The 17,249-nt window shown below is 64.6% G+C and carries 17 protein-coding genes; 12 read left to right on the forward strand and 5 right to left on the reverse strand.

Features of this window, described 5'->3' with window-relative positions:
* Positions 1-133 precede the first annotated feature (133 nt).
* Complete coding sequence (locus CCICO_RS01800) at positions 134-1,117, reverse strand: TIGR00730 family Rossman fold protein (RefSeq protein ID WP_018018747.1); 984 nt, start codon at positions 1,115-1,117, stop codon at positions 134-136.
* Positions 1,118-1,269: 152 nt separating this feature from the next.
* On the opposite strand from CCICO_RS01800, the gene glmM reads away from it, so the two are divergent.
* From glmM to CCICO_RS01820, 4 genes are all read left to right on the forward strand, one after another.
* Positions 1,270-2,613, forward strand: coding sequence for a phosphoglucosamine mutase (gene glmM, locus CCICO_RS01805; RefSeq protein WP_018018748.1), 1,344 nt, complete (start codon positions 1,270-1,272; stop codon positions 2,611-2,613).
* 147 nt (positions 2,614-2,760) lie between these two features.
* Positions 2,761-3,084 (forward strand): hypothetical protein, encoded by a 324-nt coding sequence (locus tag CCICO_RS01810; protein WP_018018749.1) that lies wholly within the window; start codon positions 2,761-2,763, stop codon positions 3,082-3,084.
* Positions 3,081-4,568 carry a hypothetical protein gene (locus CCICO_RS01815; protein ID WP_156809792.1) on the forward strand — a complete coding sequence of 496 codons (1,488 nt, stop codon included), beginning with the start codon at positions 3,081-3,083 and terminating at the stop codon, positions 4,566-4,568. The genes CCICO_RS01810 and CCICO_RS01815 overlap by 4 nt, the downstream gene beginning before the upstream one ends.
* Positions 4,562-4,840 carry a hypothetical protein gene (locus tag CCICO_RS01820; RefSeq protein WP_156809793.1) on the forward strand — a complete coding sequence of 93 codons (279 nt, stop codon included), beginning with the start codon at positions 4,562-4,564 and terminating at the stop codon, positions 4,838-4,840. Before CCICO_RS01815 ends, CCICO_RS01820 begins: the two co-directional genes overlap by 7 nt.
* Positions 4,841-4,879: 39 nt before the next feature.
* On the opposite strand, the gene CCICO_RS01825 is transcribed toward CCICO_RS01820, so the two are convergent.
* Positions 4,880-5,746, reverse strand: coding sequence for a dienelactone hydrolase family protein (locus tag CCICO_RS01825; protein WP_018018754.1), 867 nt, complete (start codon positions 5,744-5,746; stop codon positions 4,880-4,882).
* Positions 5,747-5,902: 156 nt separating this feature from the next.
* On the opposite strand from CCICO_RS01825, the gene glmS reads away from it, so the two are divergent.
* Positions 5,903-7,768 (forward strand): glutamine--fructose-6-phosphate transaminase (isomerizing), encoded by a 1,866-nt coding sequence (gene glmS, locus CCICO_RS01830; RefSeq protein ID WP_018018755.1) that lies wholly within the window; start codon positions 5,903-5,905, stop codon positions 7,766-7,768.
* A gap of 71 nt (positions 7,769-7,839) precedes the next feature.
* Here the strand turns inward: glmS and CCICO_RS01835 are convergent, their stop codons facing one another.
* Positions 7,840-8,580: a CPBP family intramembrane glutamic endopeptidase gene (locus CCICO_RS01835; protein WP_018018756.1), complete on the reverse strand. Its 741-nt coding sequence runs from the start codon at positions 8,578-8,580 to the stop codon at positions 7,840-7,842.
* Between the two features lie 43 nt (positions 8,581-8,623).
* Here CCICO_RS01835 and alr point away from each other — a divergent pair, with 43 nt between their 5' ends.
* Positions 8,624-9,802: an alanine racemase gene (gene alr, locus CCICO_RS01840; protein WP_018018757.1), complete on the forward strand. Its 1,179-nt coding sequence runs from the start codon at positions 8,624-8,626 to the stop codon at positions 9,800-9,802.
* Complete coding sequence (gene tsaE / locus CCICO_RS01845) at positions 9,795-10,283, forward strand: tRNA (adenosine(37)-N6)-threonylcarbamoyltransferase complex ATPase subunit type 1 TsaE (protein WP_018018758.1); 489 nt, start codon at positions 9,795-9,797, stop codon at positions 10,281-10,283. Before alr ends, tsaE begins: the two co-directional genes overlap by 8 nt.
* On the opposite strand, the gene CCICO_RS01850 is transcribed toward tsaE, so the two are convergent.
* Positions 10,261-11,781, reverse strand: a complete 1,521-nt coding sequence (locus tag CCICO_RS01850) for an acyltransferase family protein (RefSeq protein WP_018018759.1) — start codon at positions 11,779-11,781, stop codon at positions 10,261-10,263. The two genes, tsaE and CCICO_RS01850, sit on opposite strands and share 23 nt — an antisense overlap.
* Before the next feature lie 334 nt (positions 11,782-12,115).
* On the opposite strand from CCICO_RS01850, the gene CCICO_RS01855 reads away from it, so the two are divergent.
* Positions 12,116-13,570: an MFS transporter gene (locus CCICO_RS01855; RefSeq protein WP_018018760.1), complete on the forward strand. Its 1,455-nt coding sequence runs from the start codon at positions 12,116-12,118 to the stop codon at positions 13,568-13,570.
* A 22-nt stretch (positions 13,571-13,592) separates the two neighbouring features.
* Here the strand turns inward: CCICO_RS01855 and CCICO_RS01860 are convergent, their stop codons facing one another.
* Entirely contained in the window at positions 13,593-14,078 is a 486-nt protein-coding gene (locus tag CCICO_RS01860) for a methylated-DNA--[protein]-cysteine S-methyltransferase (protein ID WP_156809794.1), read from the reverse strand.
* 37 nt (positions 14,079-14,115) lie between these two features.
* Between CCICO_RS01860 and tsaB the strand changes: the two genes are divergently transcribed.
* The 4 genes from tsaB (at position 14,116) to CCICO_RS01880 (ending at position 17,075) form a co-directional block, all read left to right on the forward strand.
* Complete coding sequence (gene tsaB / locus CCICO_RS01865; RefSeq protein ID WP_018018762.1) at positions 14,116-14,790, forward strand: tRNA (adenosine(37)-N6)-threonylcarbamoyltransferase complex dimerization subunit type 1 TsaB; 675 nt, start codon at positions 14,116-14,118, stop codon at positions 14,788-14,790.
* Positions 14,791-14,975: 185 nt separating this feature from the next.
* Positions 14,976-15,449 carry a ribosomal protein S18-alanine N-acetyltransferase gene (rimI, locus tag CCICO_RS01870; protein WP_040357355.1) on the forward strand — a complete coding sequence of 158 codons (474 nt, stop codon included), beginning with the start codon at positions 14,976-14,978 and terminating at the stop codon, positions 15,447-15,449.
* Positions 15,450-15,463: 14 nt separating this feature from the next.
* Positions 15,464-16,492 (forward strand): tRNA (adenosine(37)-N6)-threonylcarbamoyltransferase complex transferase subunit TsaD, encoded by a 1,029-nt coding sequence (gene tsaD, locus CCICO_RS01875; RefSeq protein ID WP_018018764.1) that lies wholly within the window; start codon positions 15,464-15,466, stop codon positions 16,490-16,492.
* Positions 16,493-16,646: 154 nt separating this feature from the next.
* The gene (locus CCICO_RS01880) at positions 16,647-17,075 is read left to right on the forward strand and encodes a hypothetical protein (protein WP_018018765.1); all 429 of its coding nucleotides are present in this window, start codon (positions 16,647-16,649) and stop codon (positions 17,073-17,075) included.
* Positions 17,076-17,249 lie beyond the last annotated feature (174 nt).

Below are 17,249 nucleotides of genomic sequence, written 5' to 3' on the forward strand. Positions count from 1 at the left end.
CCTTTTCTTGGCCGCTTTTCTTCGCCCCTTTTTTGGGCCCTAGTTCTTGGCAATGGTCGCGATGTTCGCGATACTCTTGGCAGATTCACAACCCCCTGCGCCGGCGTGCACGAGCAGCCGGCAGCAGCGTGTGCTATGCCCACTTAGGCGTCGGTGCCCTCCATGTGCGCAGCTGGTGCAGTAAGTCATCAGGGCTGTCGGTAACGATCAACGCCTCATAATCCTCGGCGCGAACGAAACCCTCATCCACCATGATCTTCAGCGCCTGCATGGTCGGCGCCCAGTAGTCGCTTCCAAGAAAAGCAATGGGTTTTGCGTGATAGCCCAGCTGCTGGCCGGTCCACACATCATAGAACTCATCCAAGGTGCCGGTGCCGCCGGGAAGGCAAATGAAGGCGTCGGCAAGCTCGCTCATGCGCTGCTTGCGGGCGTGCATCGAATCCACCACATCGAGCTGGCTTAAGCCGGGGTGGGCGATCTCACCGTCTACCAGTTTCTTCGGCATCACTCCGGTGACGGCCCCGCCGGCGTCGAGCGCCGCGGAGGCCACTGCCCCCATGAGCCCCACCGCGCCACCGCCATACACCAGACGCGTGCCGGTCGCCGCAAGCGCGGCGCCAAGCTCGCGGGCGGCGAGCAGATGCCGTCCATCCTTGCCGGTGCTCGCGCCGGTAAACACCGCCACCGAGTGCACCGGCTGCTCGCTGAGATAGGGCAGCACGGTCTGCTTTAGCAGCGGTGCCACGTGTTCTCCGGGTGCGTATGGATCCACCCAACGCACCGCCACATCGCGCTCGCGATCGGCCTGCTCGGCAGCGGCCTCGACTGGCTCGGTGCACAGGAAAAGCGTGGTGGATACCTGCTGCGGCGCGGTGGGGTCTGTGCTGTGCTCAGGCTCGGCGGTGAACACCCCGCAGCGGGTCAGCTGCTCGGCCTCTAGGCTGATACCGAGCTGTTCGCTCAGCGCCCGCAGTGCGGCCTGTTCTGCGCTCTCCCCGCTGTGCTGCGGCTGAAGTGGCAGGGTGTAGTCGCCCGAGTCACTCGGCGCAAGGGTGAGTACCCTGCGGCGAGGGTCGCGGATAATGACGGCACTGATAGCACTGGAATCAACAGACATGGCTGCAAGGCTACTACCCATTCGCTGCGGCGCAATCGCAGCCTGTGCCAGCGCTCAGGCGCGTTCGACGCGGTACGCATCATACGTCTGACTACCTGCGCTGCTGCATGTCAGGCGTAGGTGCGAGCTGGTTCAGCATGCATAATGGAGGAATGACTCGACTCTTCGGAACTGACGGTGTACGCGGACTAGCCAATAAGAAGCTGACGGCGCCTCTGGCTCTGCAGCTGGGCGCAGCAGCGGCAGAGGTACTGACTAAGGAGTACCGCAACTCCAAGCGCCGCCCTGTGGCCATCGTGGGCCGCGACCCGCGCGTCTCCGGCGAGATGCTGGCCGCCGCTATCTCTGCGGGCATGGCCTCCCGCGGGGTGGATGTGCTGCGTGTGGGCGTGATCCCCACCCCGGCAGTAGCGTTTCTCACCGATGATTATGGTGCAGACATGGGCGTGATGATCTCCGCCTCGCACAACCCGATGCCGGACAATGGCATCAAGTTTTTCTCCGACGGCGGGCACAAGTTGCCCGACGAGGTCGAGGACGAGATCGAGCGCCGCATGGATCATATCGGGCCTGAAGGCCCTACCGGCCACGGTATCGGGCGCGTGATCGAGGAAGCCTCGGATGCCCAGGAGCGCTACTTGATGCACCTTGCGCAGGCGGTGCCGCAGGATCTCACCGGCATCAAGGTGGTGGTCGACTGCGCCAATGGTGCTGCCGCCGAGGTGGCGCCGTTGGCTTATGGTGCCGCTGGCGCCGAGGTGATCCCGATCCACCACAAGCCCAATTCCTACAACATCAACGATGGCTGCGGCTCTACCCATATTGAAGAGGTTCAGCGCGCAGTCCGTGAGCACGGCGCGGATATTGGTTTGGCGCACGATGGTGATGCCGATCGTTGTTTGGCGGTGGACGCGGAGGGAAACATCGTTGACGGCGATCAGATCATGGCCATTCTGGCGTTGGCCATGAAGGCTAATAACGAGCTGCGTAAGAACACCCTCGTGGCCACGGTGATGTCCAACCTGGGGTTGAAGCTGGCCATGCAGGATGCGGGTATCGACATGGTCACCACCAAGGTGGGCGATCGTTATGTTCTCGCCGAGCTCAACCGCAGCGGCTATAGCTTGGGCGGCGAGCAGTCCGGCCACATTGTGATTCCTGATCATGGCACCACCGGCGATGGGGTGCTCACCGGTTTGTCGCTGATGGCCCGCATGGCAGAAACTGGCTCCAGCCTTAAGGAACTGGCCACGGTGATGACAGTGCTGCCGCAGGTGCTCATCAATGTGCCGGTTTCAGATAAGTCGGTGATTGTGGATCATCCGAGCGTGAAGGAGGCCATCACCAAGGCTGAGCAGGAACTGGGCGATACTGGCCGTGTCCTGCTGCGCGCCTCGGGCACGGAGGAGCTTTTCCGCGTCATGGTTGAGGCCGCTCACGAAGAGCAGGCCCGCAAGGTGGCTGGCCGCTTGGCCGCTGTGGTGGCCGAGGTATAGTCTCGCCCTTTTTGCGCGGCGCTGACATTTTTATGAGCGCTGTGGGAACCTCAAGGGTTGCGACGTGCGTCTAACTCGGTGAGAAGGTGCGCTCCTGTTTTCTACAGGGGCACTCCGCCGTTGCTTTGACCACACCTGGGGGAGGCTATGTCGCATACCCACCTAGCATTCGATCCACCGACCGCACTGGCCCGCACGTCCGAGCTGCTGCAGAGAATCGCCGACAACGCGCATCTGCACCAGCGCCAGGCGCCGCAGTTTCCACCTGGCGCCGCAGGCGCGGGCCTGCGTGATCGTGGCGAGGCTCTTGCTCGTTTATTCACTCAGCTCCACACCGATACCGCGGTGGCGTTGGATGCTGTTCGCTTATCGACGCACACCGCCAGCGATCACCTCCGGGCGCTTTCAGAGAGTGACCGTGATGTAGCCGGTGCCCTCTCCCGTATCAATGCCGGAGGTGAGCCTCGATGAGAGAGTCCGTGACCTGTTACGCCTCCACGGTAGAGGCCTTCCAGAACGCAGCTGGGCCGCTCTATAGTGGGCCGCAGATCAGCTCAGCGGAGCTTCACGCCGCTGCCGACCATCTCTTGGGCCTAGACACCGGCGCGCTACGCACCGCCGCGCGCAGCGCGATGGGAGAATCCGCCCCGCACGATACCGCCCGTTGGGTCGGGCAGATGCTCAATCCCGCTCTCAGCGGGGTGGCCGATGGGGGGATTAGTGGTGGACTCACCCAAGCCGTGGGGCAGTGGCAGTGCCGCGTCGACGGTGCAGCCACGGTGAACGCCGCGGCACATGCCTGCGCCGACAGCATCGACGCGGTGGGCCACAGCGCCCACGACGCCGCCCACACCATGACCTTAAGTTTGGACGAGGCGGTACGGGCGGTGTGCCAAGCGCTGAATCTGGTGGGCACTGTGGGTGGCGGTGGTCTCGCCCAGCAGTTGGTGCACATGGGCTCTGGTCTCATCGACAGCGCCGGCCAGCAGCTCCTTGGCATCATTCGCGATCACGACACCGCCGTGTCCGGATGCTTGGATGATCTCATTAGCCACGCCGAGCAGCAGTGCCTTGTGCAGCCGCCACTGTGCACCCCTGAGCCGCCCTGTGAACCTGCCGCCAGTGCGCCACCGACGGCTCCGGGAGCAAACTGTCCAGAACCAGCACCCTGCCCACCGCCTGCACCGGCACCAGTCCCGCAGCCAGGCCCGGTATGTGAACCCGCTCAAGCCGCGCCGCCTGCTCCGCCACCACAGCCGACCCCACCGGCGCCACCACAGCCAGAGCCGCAGCCCTGTCCGCCGCCACCGCCAGTCGCACCGGCGATGCCACCCGCGGCGCCTGCTGAGCAGTGTGTCACGCATCCAGCGGCCGCGCCGCCGTGCCCCGTCGCAGAACTGGGGCGGGTAATGGGAGAGTCCGTGGCGCTGGCGAGCAACGCCATGGCTACTGCGGCCGCAACCGGAATGGCAGAGGCCCAAGCGGCACTAAGTGGGCACCTCGACGCGGCGCTCACGATCAATGCTGATGTCTCTGCACACCTCGGCTCTGCGCCTGTCGACTGCCCACCGGCAGCGGTGCCCGACTGTCCGCCAGTGGCAGAGCAACCCTGCGAACCTCCCGTACCGGAGCCGCAGCCGGCACCAGAGCCGGAGCCGCAGCCAGAACCCGACCAGCCTTGCCCGCCGCAGGATCTCGATGCTGTGCCGGAGCCGGAGCCGCCGGCACAAAAGGTGGCAATGCTCGGTGGTGAGCACAACCCTGAAGCTGCGGCCGCACCGGATCCCAGCCCAGCAGAGACTCCAGAGCAATCTACCCCAGATCCGGCACCTGCCGCCCAGCCAGAACCTGAACCACCTTCGCCCCCAGCTGATCCGGCAGATATCGCCCCGCCACAGAATGAAGGAGCTGCTGATGAGCGCACCGTCTCTCCCCGAAAGGCAGGTACGTGGTGAATAACGTACACCCAGATTTTGCTCGGCACCTTGAGAACTTTCAGCGTCATACCAGCGCACGGCTAGCGGAGTTTTCCCGTTCTCTCGACGAGCTCACCGCCCAGGCCCGCCGCGAGGCGAGGGCGAGCGCAGAGCAGGCGCCTAGTCCGCGTCACCCTGCCACGGGCCACCGCGATGGCGGTGCAATGGGGGAGGGGAGGTGGCGTCGACAAGCGCATACGCGCAACGCCCCGCGCGGGCCAGTACGGGGAGTGCTGAGAAACTCGCCGTAGACGATCGCGCGGGGCGTGCAATTAAAGAAGGTCTAAGAGCTACTCCTGCTCGGAGTCAGCGGGGGAGGAGTCCACGTAGGGATCGTGCCGAGCTACCTCTTCGCGCAGCTCCTGGCGGGTCCATGCGCTCACACCCTTGCCCTCGGCGGCGAAAGCAGAGAATGCGGAGTACTTGTTCTCCCCAGCCAACTGGTGCAGCAGGAAGCCGGTGACGAGCCCGCGGGCCGCCTCCTGGGCGCCGAACTCCAGCCCGCCGATACCGGTGAGCAGCTTGCGGGCGGCTGCCTCGTGGAAACCAGCCTGGCTGGCCTTATCCACGACGCGGAAGGCCACATCGCCGCCCCAGTTGAAGGCCACCTTCGGCGGGTTGCCCATGTCTAAGAATTCGCCGCGGCCCGGGGAAAGCACCAGCCCGGGGGCGGTGACGTGGCGGGCAGCCTCCTCACAGGAGGGGGCGGTGACAGAAGGATAAATGGCGGCCACGGCCTTTACTAGCTCGCGATCCACGGCGGCGAGAATAGCGGCGCCGGCACCCATGCCATGGCCCACCACCCCGATCTTGCCGGGAGCGACAGTAATGTTTCCCTGGCCGAGTTTTACGCCCGCAGCGATCTGCATGCAGGTTTCCAAATCGGCGGCGAAGCCGCGGTGATCCGGGGCGAATCCGGTTTCGGTGTCCGGAGCCACCACCACAATGCCCCAGCTAGCCAGGTGCCGCAGGGTGGCGTGATAGCGCTTGATGCCTTGGCGCCAGTCATGGCCGAAGGCCACTGCGGGCAGTCCTTTACCTTCGGCGGGGGTGTACACCTTGCCGGGGATGCCGGCGTAGGAGAGATCCCCTACGAGCACCCGGTGGGGGCCGCGCTTGGACAGTTTGCTTAGGTGTTTCTTCAAGTTCTCAGCCACGTTGTTTAAGAATAGTCTATGCGCGTTGGGCCGTGGTGCTGCGGCCATGTGGGCGGGCCATGCCAGTTAGCTGTGGCAGTGAAGAAAAGGGGCGCTTCAGCCACGCGGTGAGCTGCTGCGAGGGAAGTGTCCGTGGGTTGGGTTAGGATGAACGGCATGTGTGGAATCGTTGGATACATCGGTCATCGTGAAGGCTTGGACGTGGCGCTTGGCGCCCTCAAGCGCATGGAATACCGCGGCTATGACTCGTCGGGAATCGCCGTCGCTGATGGCTCGGGCAGCATCAATGCTGTGAAGAAGGCCGGCAAGATTAGCAACCTCGAAATGCGTATCGACGAGGAAGGCGCGGAGAACTTCCGCGGCCACACCGCCGTGGGGCACACCCGCTGGGCTACTCACGGCCGCCCCACTGATACCAACGCTCACCCGCACCTGTCCGCTGACGGCAAGGTGGCCATCGTGCACAACGGCATCATCGAGAACTTCGCGGTGCTGCGCGATGAGCTGGAGCGCAGCGGGGTGGAGCTGCTCTCGGAAACCGATTCGGAGGTGGCCGCCCACATGCTGGCCGCCGCCTACAACGAGGGCGAGACCAAGGGTGATTTCCAGGCCTCGGCACTGCATGTGCTCAACCGCCTCGAGGGCGCGTTCACGCTCCTGTTCACCCACGCTGACCACCCGGACACCATCATCGCCGCACGCCGTTCCACCCCGCTGATCGTGGGCATCGGCGAGGATGAGATGTTCCTCGGCTCGGATGTGGCGGCCTTCATCGAATACACCAAGGACGCAGTCGAGCTGGGCCAGGACAACGTGGTGGTCATCACCCGCGATTCCTATGAGATCCTCAACTTCGATGGCACCCCCACCGAGGGCAAGCCCTTCACCATCGACTGGGATCTGTCCGCAGCCGAGAAGGGCGGCTTCGATTCCTTCATGATGAAGGAGATTCACGAGCAGCCCGCCGCTGTGCGTGACACCCTGGCCGGCCACTTCCAAGACGGCCGTATTGTCTTGGACGAGCAGAACTTCAGCCAAGCTGATCTGAAGGCCATTGACAAGATTTTCGTGGTGGCCTGCGGCTCGGCCTATCACTCGGGTCTCTTGGCCAAGTACGCCATAGAGCACTGGGCTCGCATCCCCGTTGAGATTGAGGTGGCCAGCGAGTTCCGCTACCGCGACCCGGTGCTGGACAAGAACACCTTGGTGGTGGCTGTGTCCCAGTCCGGTGAGACCGCCGATACCTTGGAAGCTGTGCGGCACGCCAAGTCCCAGGGAGCGAAGGTGCTGGCGGTGTGCAATACCAACGGCGCCCAGATTCCGCGAGAGTCCGATGCGGTGCTTTACACCCACGCCGGCCCGGAGATCGGTGTGGCATCCACCAAGGCGTTTTTGGCGCAGGTGGCCGCCAACTACATCGTGGGTTTGGCTTTGGCGCAGGCGAAGGGCACCAAATACCCGGATGAGATCACCGATATTTATCGTGATTTGGAGTCCATTCCGGAGAAGATTGAAACCCTGCTCGCTGTGGAGGCAGAGACGAAGCGCATCTCCGAGGTGCTTGGCGCGATCCGCACGATGCTCTTCTTGGGGCGCGGCGTTGGTTTCCCCGTGGCCCTCGAGGGCGCGTTGAAGCTGAAGGAGCTGGCCTATATTCACGCCGAGGGATTCCCGGCGGGCGAGCTTAAGCACGGCCCGATCGCCTTGATCGAGGACGAGCTGCCGGTGGTTGTGGTGGTTCCCTCGCCGCGCGGGGTGAAGCTGCTGCATTCCAAGATCGTGTCCAATATTCAGGAGATTCGCGCCCGCGGTGCGAAGACGATCGTGATCGCCGAAGAGGGCGACGATGCAGTGGAGCCCTACGCCAACTGGCTCATCCGTATCCCCGAAACCTCCACGATCATGCAGCCGCTGCTGGCCACGGTGCCGCTGCAGTTCTTGGCGGCATTCATCGCCCGCGAGTGCGGCAACGAGGACATCGATAAGCCTCGTAACTTGGCTAAGTCCGTGACCGTGGAATAGCCGACTCAACACAGAAAAAAACTCGAGCCCACAGCGCGTGGTGCTCGAGTTTTGTGCTTGTCGACGCCTCCCTACAGCCACGTCCACGCCGCAGCCGCCGCGAGAGCGCCGGTGGCGTTGAGGGCCCAGTGCAGCCCGATGGGGGCTATGACGCTGTCGGTGTGGTGGCGCAGCCAGGTCAGTACCGCGCCGGCACCGGCGGTGGCCACGACCGCCAATCCCACGCCGATCCATTTGGCAAGGCTGCCTGAGCCGAGCAGCTCGGTGAGTCCGGCGTTGGAGGCAGTCAGGCCGAGAGAGGAGCTGACATGCCACAGCCCGAACAACAGTGAACCTGCGCCGAAGACGAGCTTGGTGCCGCCGAGGCGGTCGAGTGCCGAGTGCAGCATGCCGCGAAAGGCGAGTTCCTCGGGCACCACCGTCTGCAAGGGAATGATCACGAGCGCGGCGACAAGCGCGCGGCGCAGATTGGCGTAGGAATCATTAAGGAAGAACTCGCGGGTGAAAGGCAGCGCCAAGCCGGCGCCCACCACCAAGGTGACTGCGCCGATGGAGATCCCGGCCCAGCGCAGGCCGCGGCGCAAGCTGGCTTGGGAGATACCCATGGATTGCGGGGTGTAGCCCCGGGCGATGGCCACCAGCACCATGGCGATTACTCCGAGCGGCACGGTGGAGCGGTAGGAGGCCAGCTCGGTGAAGTGGGCGAGGGAATTGATTACGGCGAGGCTGCCAACCAACAGGGCGACGTCGATAAGCGCGGTGCGCCGAGCATCAGACAGTCGCGGGAGGCGGCGGGCAGCGGAAACAAACATGCGGTTCATCCTACGCCTCAGTGCCAGTGGCACAATGTGATCTATGGACTTGCTCACCACCACCATTGATCTTGAGGCGATCGCGCACAACACTCGCACGCTCAAGGCGCGTGCCGGAAACGCCCAGCTCATCGCGGTGGTGAAGGCAGATGCTTATGGTCACGGCATGGCGGAATGCGCCGCGGTGATGGCGAAAGAAGGCGCCGATATGTTCGGCGTGGCCACCCTGCCGGAAGCGCTAGAGCTTGTTGCTTCGCTGCAGACGGAGGGTGCCCAACAACCGGTGCTGTGCTGGCTGTGGCATCCCGAACAAGATCTTGCCGCCGCGATCGCAGCTCATGTGGTGCTGGGGGTGGCCAATCTTGAACAGGTGCGGGCACTCATCGCCGCCGCAGGTGATCAGCAGGTGCGTGTGCATGTGAAGGTCGATACGGGGTTGAATCGCTCTGGGGTGGATGAAGACGAATGGGAGGAGATCTTTAACCTGCTCGCCGCGTCCCCCAAGCTTCAGGTAGAGGGGATCTTCAGTCACCTCGCCTGCGCCGATGAGCCGGGACACCGCAGTATTGATGAGCAAGCCGAGTGCGTGCAGCGCGCCTATGAGTGCGCCCAGCGCTGCGGGCTCAGCCCCACACTGCGGCATGTGGCCAATTCTCCGGCCACGCTCACCCGCCCTGATCTGTACTTTGAGGCGATCCGCCCAGGTTTGGCGCTCTACGGCATTTCGCCCATCGCCGGGCGAGACGCCAGCGAGTGGGGGCTGATCCCAGCGATGCGCTGGACTGCGCGGGTCACCACCGTCAAAAAGATCCAAGCTGGGGAAGGGGTGAGCTACGGGCTGACCTGGCGCGCCCCGTGCGACAGCGTGACCGCGGTGGTGGCGGTGGGCTATGCCGATGGGATGCCGCGGGCGGTACAAACCAGGCGCGGGGAATCCGATCTGTGGGTGAGTATCCACGGCCACCGCTATCGCCAGATTGGTCGCGTGTGCATGGACCAGATCGTGGTGGATCTCGGCAGCAACCCGCACGGGGTCAGCGCCGGTGATGAGGCGGTATTAATGGGCGATGGGCAAAGCGCAGAGATGACAGCAGCTGAGCTCGCGGCGGCCGCGGGCACGATCGCCTATGAGATGGTGTGCGCACCGAAGGGGCGCACCGTGCGACACCACCTGCCTGCCGGCCGGAACAACACAGCTCAAGGAGAGAAAGCAGATGGATAAGAACTGGCCTGTCTCTGGGCAGGTGCGCTGTGAGGAACTCGAGGACACCCATGCCTTCGGTGAACGGCTCGGTCGTGCCCTAGAGGCCGGCGATCTGGTGATCCTCCACGGCCCGCTGGGCGCGGGCAAAACTAGCCTCACCCAGGGCATTGCCCGCGGGATGGAGGTAAAAGGTCGGGTCACCTCGCCTACCTTCACCATCGCGCGGGAACACCGCAGCCGTGGGACGGGCCCCAGCCTGATCCACGTGGATGCCTACCGGCTGCTTGGGGAGGCATCCGGGGCGGTGGATCCCGTGGCGGCCATGGATTCTCTAGATATGGATAGTGAGCTGCACGAGGCCGTGGTGGTGGCCGAATGGGGTGCGGGGCTGATGGAGCAATTGGCCGAGCACTATCTCCTCCTCAGCCTTGATCGCACCTCCGCGGTGGAGGAAGACCCCGACTCGGAGGCGCGGATCATTTCGTGGCAGTGGCACTAGCTACCGCTGCTTGGGCCTGCCTGTTAGGCGCTGGTGCCAGCACCCAGTGCGGGTAGTGTGCAGGTGCGTTGTTTGCTGCCCTGTCTGATGCGCCGCCGCTGACGCTGAGTCGGTGCAGCACATACTCGAGCGGGCCGCGCCGCCACCGCAGTCGATACAGCGGAGTGAGAAGCACACTTGCGATCGCCTGGATGGCAAAGACGCTGAAGTCTGTCCAGCTGTAGCTTTCCCCGCCGCTCGTCGGCTGGTAGATATCCTCAGAATCGGTGCCCGAGGACTGGCGCTGAATGTAGTCATCCACCACGGTATTGGCCTCATCGGCGGAGCTGAGCTCCAGCAGTTGATCGCGGAGTTGCTGCTGCTCGGGTGTCATGGGGGTGGCGAGCATCCCCGTTTCCTCTGGATCGGCTAGAAGATAGTCCGTGGAGTAATCGTAGATCGCTTGTTCCACCTCCTCGGCTGTGCTGGCGGCTCTCAGCCGTGTCTGCAGCACCTCCATGGCAGTGCGCCGGTGTTGTTCCAGGGCGCCCTCAGCAGCACTATCCGCCGCGCCGCGAGATGTATCGCTGGTGGGCGAAGGGGCATCCGTCATGTTCATCGGCTCGGAGCGCTCTTCGCTGGGACTGAAATAGGATGTCCACGCGCTAGAGGTAGCCTCCGAGGCATTCTTAGATAATCCTGCGGCATCGACCATCGGCGCGGCCAGCAGCACGTGCACGACATAGACGCTGAAGGCCATAGACCCCATGGCCTGGAGAGGGTAGAAGTGAGCGCGTCGCAGCGCCACAATGATGCCCGCAGCTACCAGCCCTGTGCACACCACATCGCCTATGGCGCCACTGTGCGGGGTGGGCACAATATAGGACAGCGGCGAGCCGCCGAAGGAGGGGTCAACCATCATCTCCACCGGGCCAGGCCGTGTGCCCACATGTGCCAGGACCACGCCCCGAACCACCAAAGCTAGGACACCAGCGGGGATGCACCACAGCACGCCCCGCGACCAGTAGATGCGTGCCAGCACAACACCAATAAGGGTGTAGGCCAGCCAGGCCGGCAAGGGATAGACACCAAAACCGACCATGCCGAAGGGGCTGGCGGATCGGGTGAGGGCGGCGTCTATAAGCGGCCCCGCAAGCACCAGCACCGTGACGAGAATAACGATCCGCCGAGTGCGCCACCGGGCGATGGGGGCGAGCAGAATCTGTGCCACCCCGATGGTGCCGAGTACCACTGCGATATCCCCGCTGAACGCAGACAGCGGAATGCTCACCGCGATAAGCACAATGCCGCGAATCATGGCCACCGTGGCGTTGTATCTATCCAACACGATGGCCAAGCTGATACCACTGAGCACCGCGAAGAGGGTGGAGGGGTAGCCATCTGTGAGCTCCCTGAACACCGCTGGGCCATTGAAGACCGTGTGGGCGTACATCATCCCCACGATCGCGATCGCGCGGGCAATATCGAGCCCATCGACCCTCCGATTAAGCGTAGTCATACCTCATAACACTAGGTGCATGAAGGGGTCTGTGCTCGCCGGAGAAGAGTGCGAGTAGGGTGGTGCTGCGCTGGGTCCACGAGCACTGGCAGCAGCGCCAGCCGTGAAGGGCCCAGGCGATGCGCGTGAAGACACGACCGCGCAGGCCCACGCGCGCAGCAGCTTCGCAGCCCACCGTCGCCGACGGACACCACCTCCGCGCCCGCCGGCGCCGCGACGGCTCACCACACCCGCTACGAGTGCGAGCAATGAGGCCTGCGAGCAGGTGCGAAACAGGAAAGACACGTCACAGCCTACGGCTGTGCATTGGATGGATTGTGAGGAGATAAAGCAGGTGAGTACCACCCCCGCTGCGGCAGACCCTATTCGCTGGCGAATCTTGGGGCTCATGCTCGTGTCCGTGTTCATGTCCCTGATGTCAGTGAGCATCATGAACGTGGCGCTGCCCTCCATCCAAGCCGGGCTGGGAGCCACCCACACCGATATCCAGTGGGTACTGTCCGGCTACACCCTCGTCTTCGGCGCCTTCCTCGTACCCGCAGGACGGGCCGGGGACATCTTCGGTCGCGCCGGGCTGTTTCTCATCGGGCTCACCGTGTTTTTGAGCGGCTCCACGGCGGCAGGGCTGGCACCAAGCCCCAACTTCCTGGTGGCGGCACGCTTGTTGCAGGGTATGGGTGCCGGTTTGATGAACCCGCAGCTCATCGGCATGATCCAGTACTACTTCACGGGCAAAGAGCGCGGCCGGGCCTTTGGGTTCTTCGGCTCCACCGTGGGCATCGCCGTGGCCATCGGGCCGGTGCTGGGAGGCTTTCTCATTGGCCTTGGCGGGGAAGATCTGGGCTGGCGTCTAACGATGTTTGTCAATCTCCCCATTGGCATGATCGTGCTGCTGCTTGGCCTGTTGTGGTTTCCGAGGCCTCTCGCCAGCGCCGATCCGGTGCGCGCCGCCGATGGCAGCTACAAGATATCCTCGGTAATCCGCTCCCTCGACCCCGTGGGTGTGGTGCTCTTGACCAGCGCCGTGCTGCTGTTTCTTTTGCCCTTCGTTGAGAGCAAAGAAGGGCTGTGGGTGTGGCTGCTTCTGGTGGTGTCGCTGCTGCTGCTCGCTGGATTCGTGCGCTGGGAGCGCTCCTACAAGGCATCGGGGCACGCGCCCATGGTGGATCTGGATGTGCTGGCCGTGTCGAGTTTCCGTAATGGGGCGGCGCTGTCTTCGCTGTACTTTATGGGCATCACCAGCATCTGGGTGATCGTGGCCATGTACTTCCAACAAGGTCTGGGCTATTCCGCGCTGGTGGCGGGGTCGGTGGGTATTCCGGCCGCCTTGGCCTCCTCGGTGTCGGCGGACTGGGCCGGCAGGCGCGTGATTGATCTTGGTCGCCCGCTAGTGGTCGGCGGCATGCTGGTGGCCACCACCGGCATGATCTTGAGCATCCTGGTGATTATCGGTGAGCATCGTGGCATGGTCAGCGAATGGTGGCTGGTGGGCACCCTCGGTGTTGTCGGTATCGGCCAAGGCAGCGTGATCAGCCCCAACCAAACCCTGTCGCTGGCGGATGTGCCCCAAAACTATGCCGGCTCCTCCGGGGCGGTGCTGCAGGTGGGCCAGCGCATCGGCACCGCCATTGGGCTTGCCATGATCACCGCCGCGCTTTTCGCCCTGCTCGAGCATGTGGATTGGCCCATGGCGGTGGCCGGCGGCTTCGGCATCATCGTGGTCATTATGCTCAGCGCCACCAGCATTGGGGTGCACGATGTGCGCCAGCGCCGTGCCGCCGCCGACTAGCACCGCTCACTAGTGCTGCCCACTAGCTCCGCCGCACATCATGGCCTCGGCCGGCCTGGATCTCTACGCCTTCGAGCCGTAGCAGCTGCCGCTTCAGCTCAAGGCCGCCGGCATAGCCGCCGATGGAGCCGTCGCCGCGCAGCACCCGGTGGCAGGGCAGAAAGATCGGCAGCGGATTGAGCTTCAGGGCGGTGCCGGCGGCACGCACGGCCTTGGGGTGCCCTGCCCGTGCCGCGAGGTGGCCGTAACTTATGGTTTCGCCATAGTCGATGGCGCTGAGGGCGGCGTAGAGGTGGCGTCGAAAAGCGGTGTGCGCCGGGAGATCGAGAGCCACTGTGAACGTCTGGCGCGTGCCGGCGGCGTACTCCTGGAGCTGGGCGCAGGCGCGGCGAAGCAGCTCGCTGGCTGGGGCGATGGGCTGGTCCGCCCCGAAGCTCACTCGGGTGATACCGCGCGGGGAGGCGGTGAGAGTAAAACCGCCACATGCGGTGTCTACTGTTGCCTGCATAGGCTCCGAGCCTAGCGGGTAGGTAGGCTGATACATCGTGTTGTGCCTAGCCATCGATACCTCCACCCCCACGCTTGTCGCGGGCATCGTTGATACCCTGCGCGGCGAACTCGCCGCCGAGCTACTGCCCGAATGCCGCAAGCACAATGAGGTGCTCATCCCCACCATCCAGCACTGCGCCGCGCGCGCCGGCTGTACCCTCGCTGATCTCGACGCAATCGTGGTCGGCTGCGGACCCGGCCCCTTCACTGGCCTGCGCGTGGGCATGGCCACGGCCGCAGCCCTCGGCGATGCCCTCCAGATCCCCGTACACGGGGTGGTCTCTCATGACAGCATCGCCCAGCAGCTTCTCGACGCCACCTCCCCGCCCACCAGCCTGGTGGTGGCCACCGACGCCCGCCGCCGCGAGGTCTACTGGTCCCGCTATGACCATGGTGAGCGCGTTGCCGGTCCCGAGGTGCACAGCCCAGCGCATGTGGCTGAGCTTCTCGACGCCCAGCCCGCGGATGTGCTCAACTGCCCCACCCACATTGACCTAGCCGCTGCAGCACAGCGAGTGGATCTGAGCCCCACCCCAGCCGCACTGGTGGCAGTGGCCGACCTTGAGCGCAGCCCAGAGCCGCTGGTGCCGCTGTATTTACGCAGGCCTGACGCGGCGGAGCCGGCGCCCCAGCCGCTCTCCCCGGCAATCCCAGACATCGATCTGGGTTAAAGGCTGCGTATAGTTACAGAGAAACACGGCGCTGCGCACAGCCGCTGAGAGCGGCCAATCGCAAGCGCCATCAACACCGAGTGAGACCTGTCAAGGAAGTGTGAATCTTTCCCGTGAGTGACTCCCAACCAGCGCCTACATCCACCCCGCGTCCCGTGATCGTCGATGACAACGGCCAGCTGGTGCTGCCCGAGACGCTGCGCCCGCTCAACAACGAGGACGCCCCGCGCTGCGCCCAGCTGGAAAAGCAACTCTTCGGCAGCGATGACCCCTGGAGCGAGCAGGCGTTCTACTACGAGTTCGCTGGCCGCACCATCTACTTGGGCTACGAGGATAACGGTGTGCTGGTGGGCTACGCCGGTCTGGCGATGCTCGGGCCCGAGGATGATCCGGAGTTCGAGATTCACACCATCGGCGTGGACCCGGACTATCGCCGCCAAGGCATCGGCACCCAGATGCTGCAGGTGTTCGTGGACGTGGCCGATCACTACAACGGCCCGATCTTCCTCGAATGCCGCACCGATAACACCGCCGCGGTGACTTTGTACAAGAGCTACGGCTTCTTCGTTATCGACGAGCGCAAAAACTACTACCAGCCCTCCGGTGCCGACGCGTACGTCATGCAGCGCAACCCGCACGGCGCCCCCAACCCCAGCTAGGTGTAACCCCAGTCGTGTCACGCTTTATCTGCGGGATCGAGTCATCCTGCGACGAAACCGGTGTCGGCATCATCGAGCTTTTCGACGATGGCCGCATGTCCGTGCGCGCCAACGTCGTGGCCTCCTCCATGGACCAGCACGCCCGCTTCGGCGGGGTGGTGCCCGAGATCGCCTCCCGGGCCCACCTCGAATCCATCCAGCCGGTGATGCGCCAAGCCTTGGCCGAGGCCGGCATTGATGCTCCCGATGCCGTAGCCGCCACCGTGGGGCCCGGGCTGGCGGGGGCGCTGCTGGTCGGTGCCTCCGCCGCGAAGGCCTACGCCGCCGCGTGGGGGGTGGACTTCTACGGCCTTAACCACCTAGGTGGGCACGTGGCCGTGGCCAACCTCGATGGCGAGCCGCTGCCGCACTGCGTGGCGCTATTGGTCTCTGGCGGGCACACCCAGCTGCTCGAGGTGCGCTCCGTCGGCGAGCCCATGGTGGAACTGGGCTCCACCGTGGATGATGCGGCCGGTGAAGCCTACGACAAGGTCGCTCGGCTGCTGCGGCTGGGCTATCCCGGCGGGCCCGTGATCGATCGCCTGGCCCGCAGCGGCAACCCGAAGGCCATCGCCTTTCCCCGCGGCATGCGCAAATCCGCCTACGACTTCTCCTTCTCTGGGCTCAAAACAGCCGTGGCCCGTTATGTGGAACAAGCCGAGCGCGAGGGGCGAGTCATCGACATCCCCGATGTGTGCGCCTCCTTCCAAGAAGCCGTGGTGGACGTGCTCACAGCCAAGGCCGTGCGCGCCTGCCGCGACACCGGTGCAGGCGTGCTGCTGCTCGGCGGGGGAGTGGCTGCCAACTCGCGGCTGCGGGAGCTCGCCCAGCGCCGCTGCACCTCCGCCGGTATTCAGCTGCGCGTGCCGCCGCTGGAATACTGCACCGACAACGGGGTGATGATCGCCGCGCTCTGCGCCGAGCGGATCCGCGCCGGGGCCGCCCCCTCGGACCTCAGCGTGGGCACCGATCCCTCGCTCGAGGTGGAACAACCCCAGGCCTAGCCGTGGCCGGCACACCCGCTGGGTGAAACTTTGGGAAACAGCCGCTGAATTGTGCAGCGTAGGCGTCGTTAGGTGCGAGAAACTCTGTTAGACACAACAGGTGTTCCCGCGCCTGAAAGCGCCCCATTTACGACACAAACAAAGGTTGTTTCCCATGCCCCGTGGCCTGCTCGTGCACCCCGACACCTCCTCGCAGCTGATCACCGTCGAGCTTGACGAGGCCGCCAGCTATCTCAACGCCGACGGCCAGCGTCTCTCGGTCAGCTTCCGCGATGACGGCACCACCGTGGCCGCCCTCTACGCCGCCGAGGCGGCCGCCAGCGGCGCCGAGCCTAATCCGGTGGCCTCCATGGGGCGCCAAGAGGCAGCCACGGGAAACTCCGCATTCTTAAGCGATCCCACCGCCGCTATCTGCGGGCCAGTGATCTTTGTGGGAGCCGATGGCACCGACATCACCGACGCCGACATCGAGCAGGTGCGCGCCGGGATCCGCGCCGTGCACAACTACCGAGAAGACGAGCCGGAAGACTACGCCCTCTGGCGCGGAGCAGTACTCAACCTCGCCCGCGGGGCCGCGGACTAGCTGATTTTCGGGTGCTTAGCCTCTGGGGTTGGGCTTCGCTGAACCGACCGCGGGGTGAGCGGCGGCCCTCGCCGCTCCAGCGGCCGCTTGGCCCACGCGGAAAGAGCTGCAGCACGCAGCAGGAATGCCTCCACCGCATCCCCTGGCGCCAGAGATGCTGAGAAAAGCCTGTAT

The sequence above is a fragment of the Corynebacterium ciconiae DSM 44920 genome, from assembly GCF_030440575.1.
In the GTDB taxonomy this organism is placed as follows: domain Bacteria; phylum Actinomycetota; class Actinomycetes; order Mycobacteriales; family Mycobacteriaceae; genus Corynebacterium; species Corynebacterium ciconiae.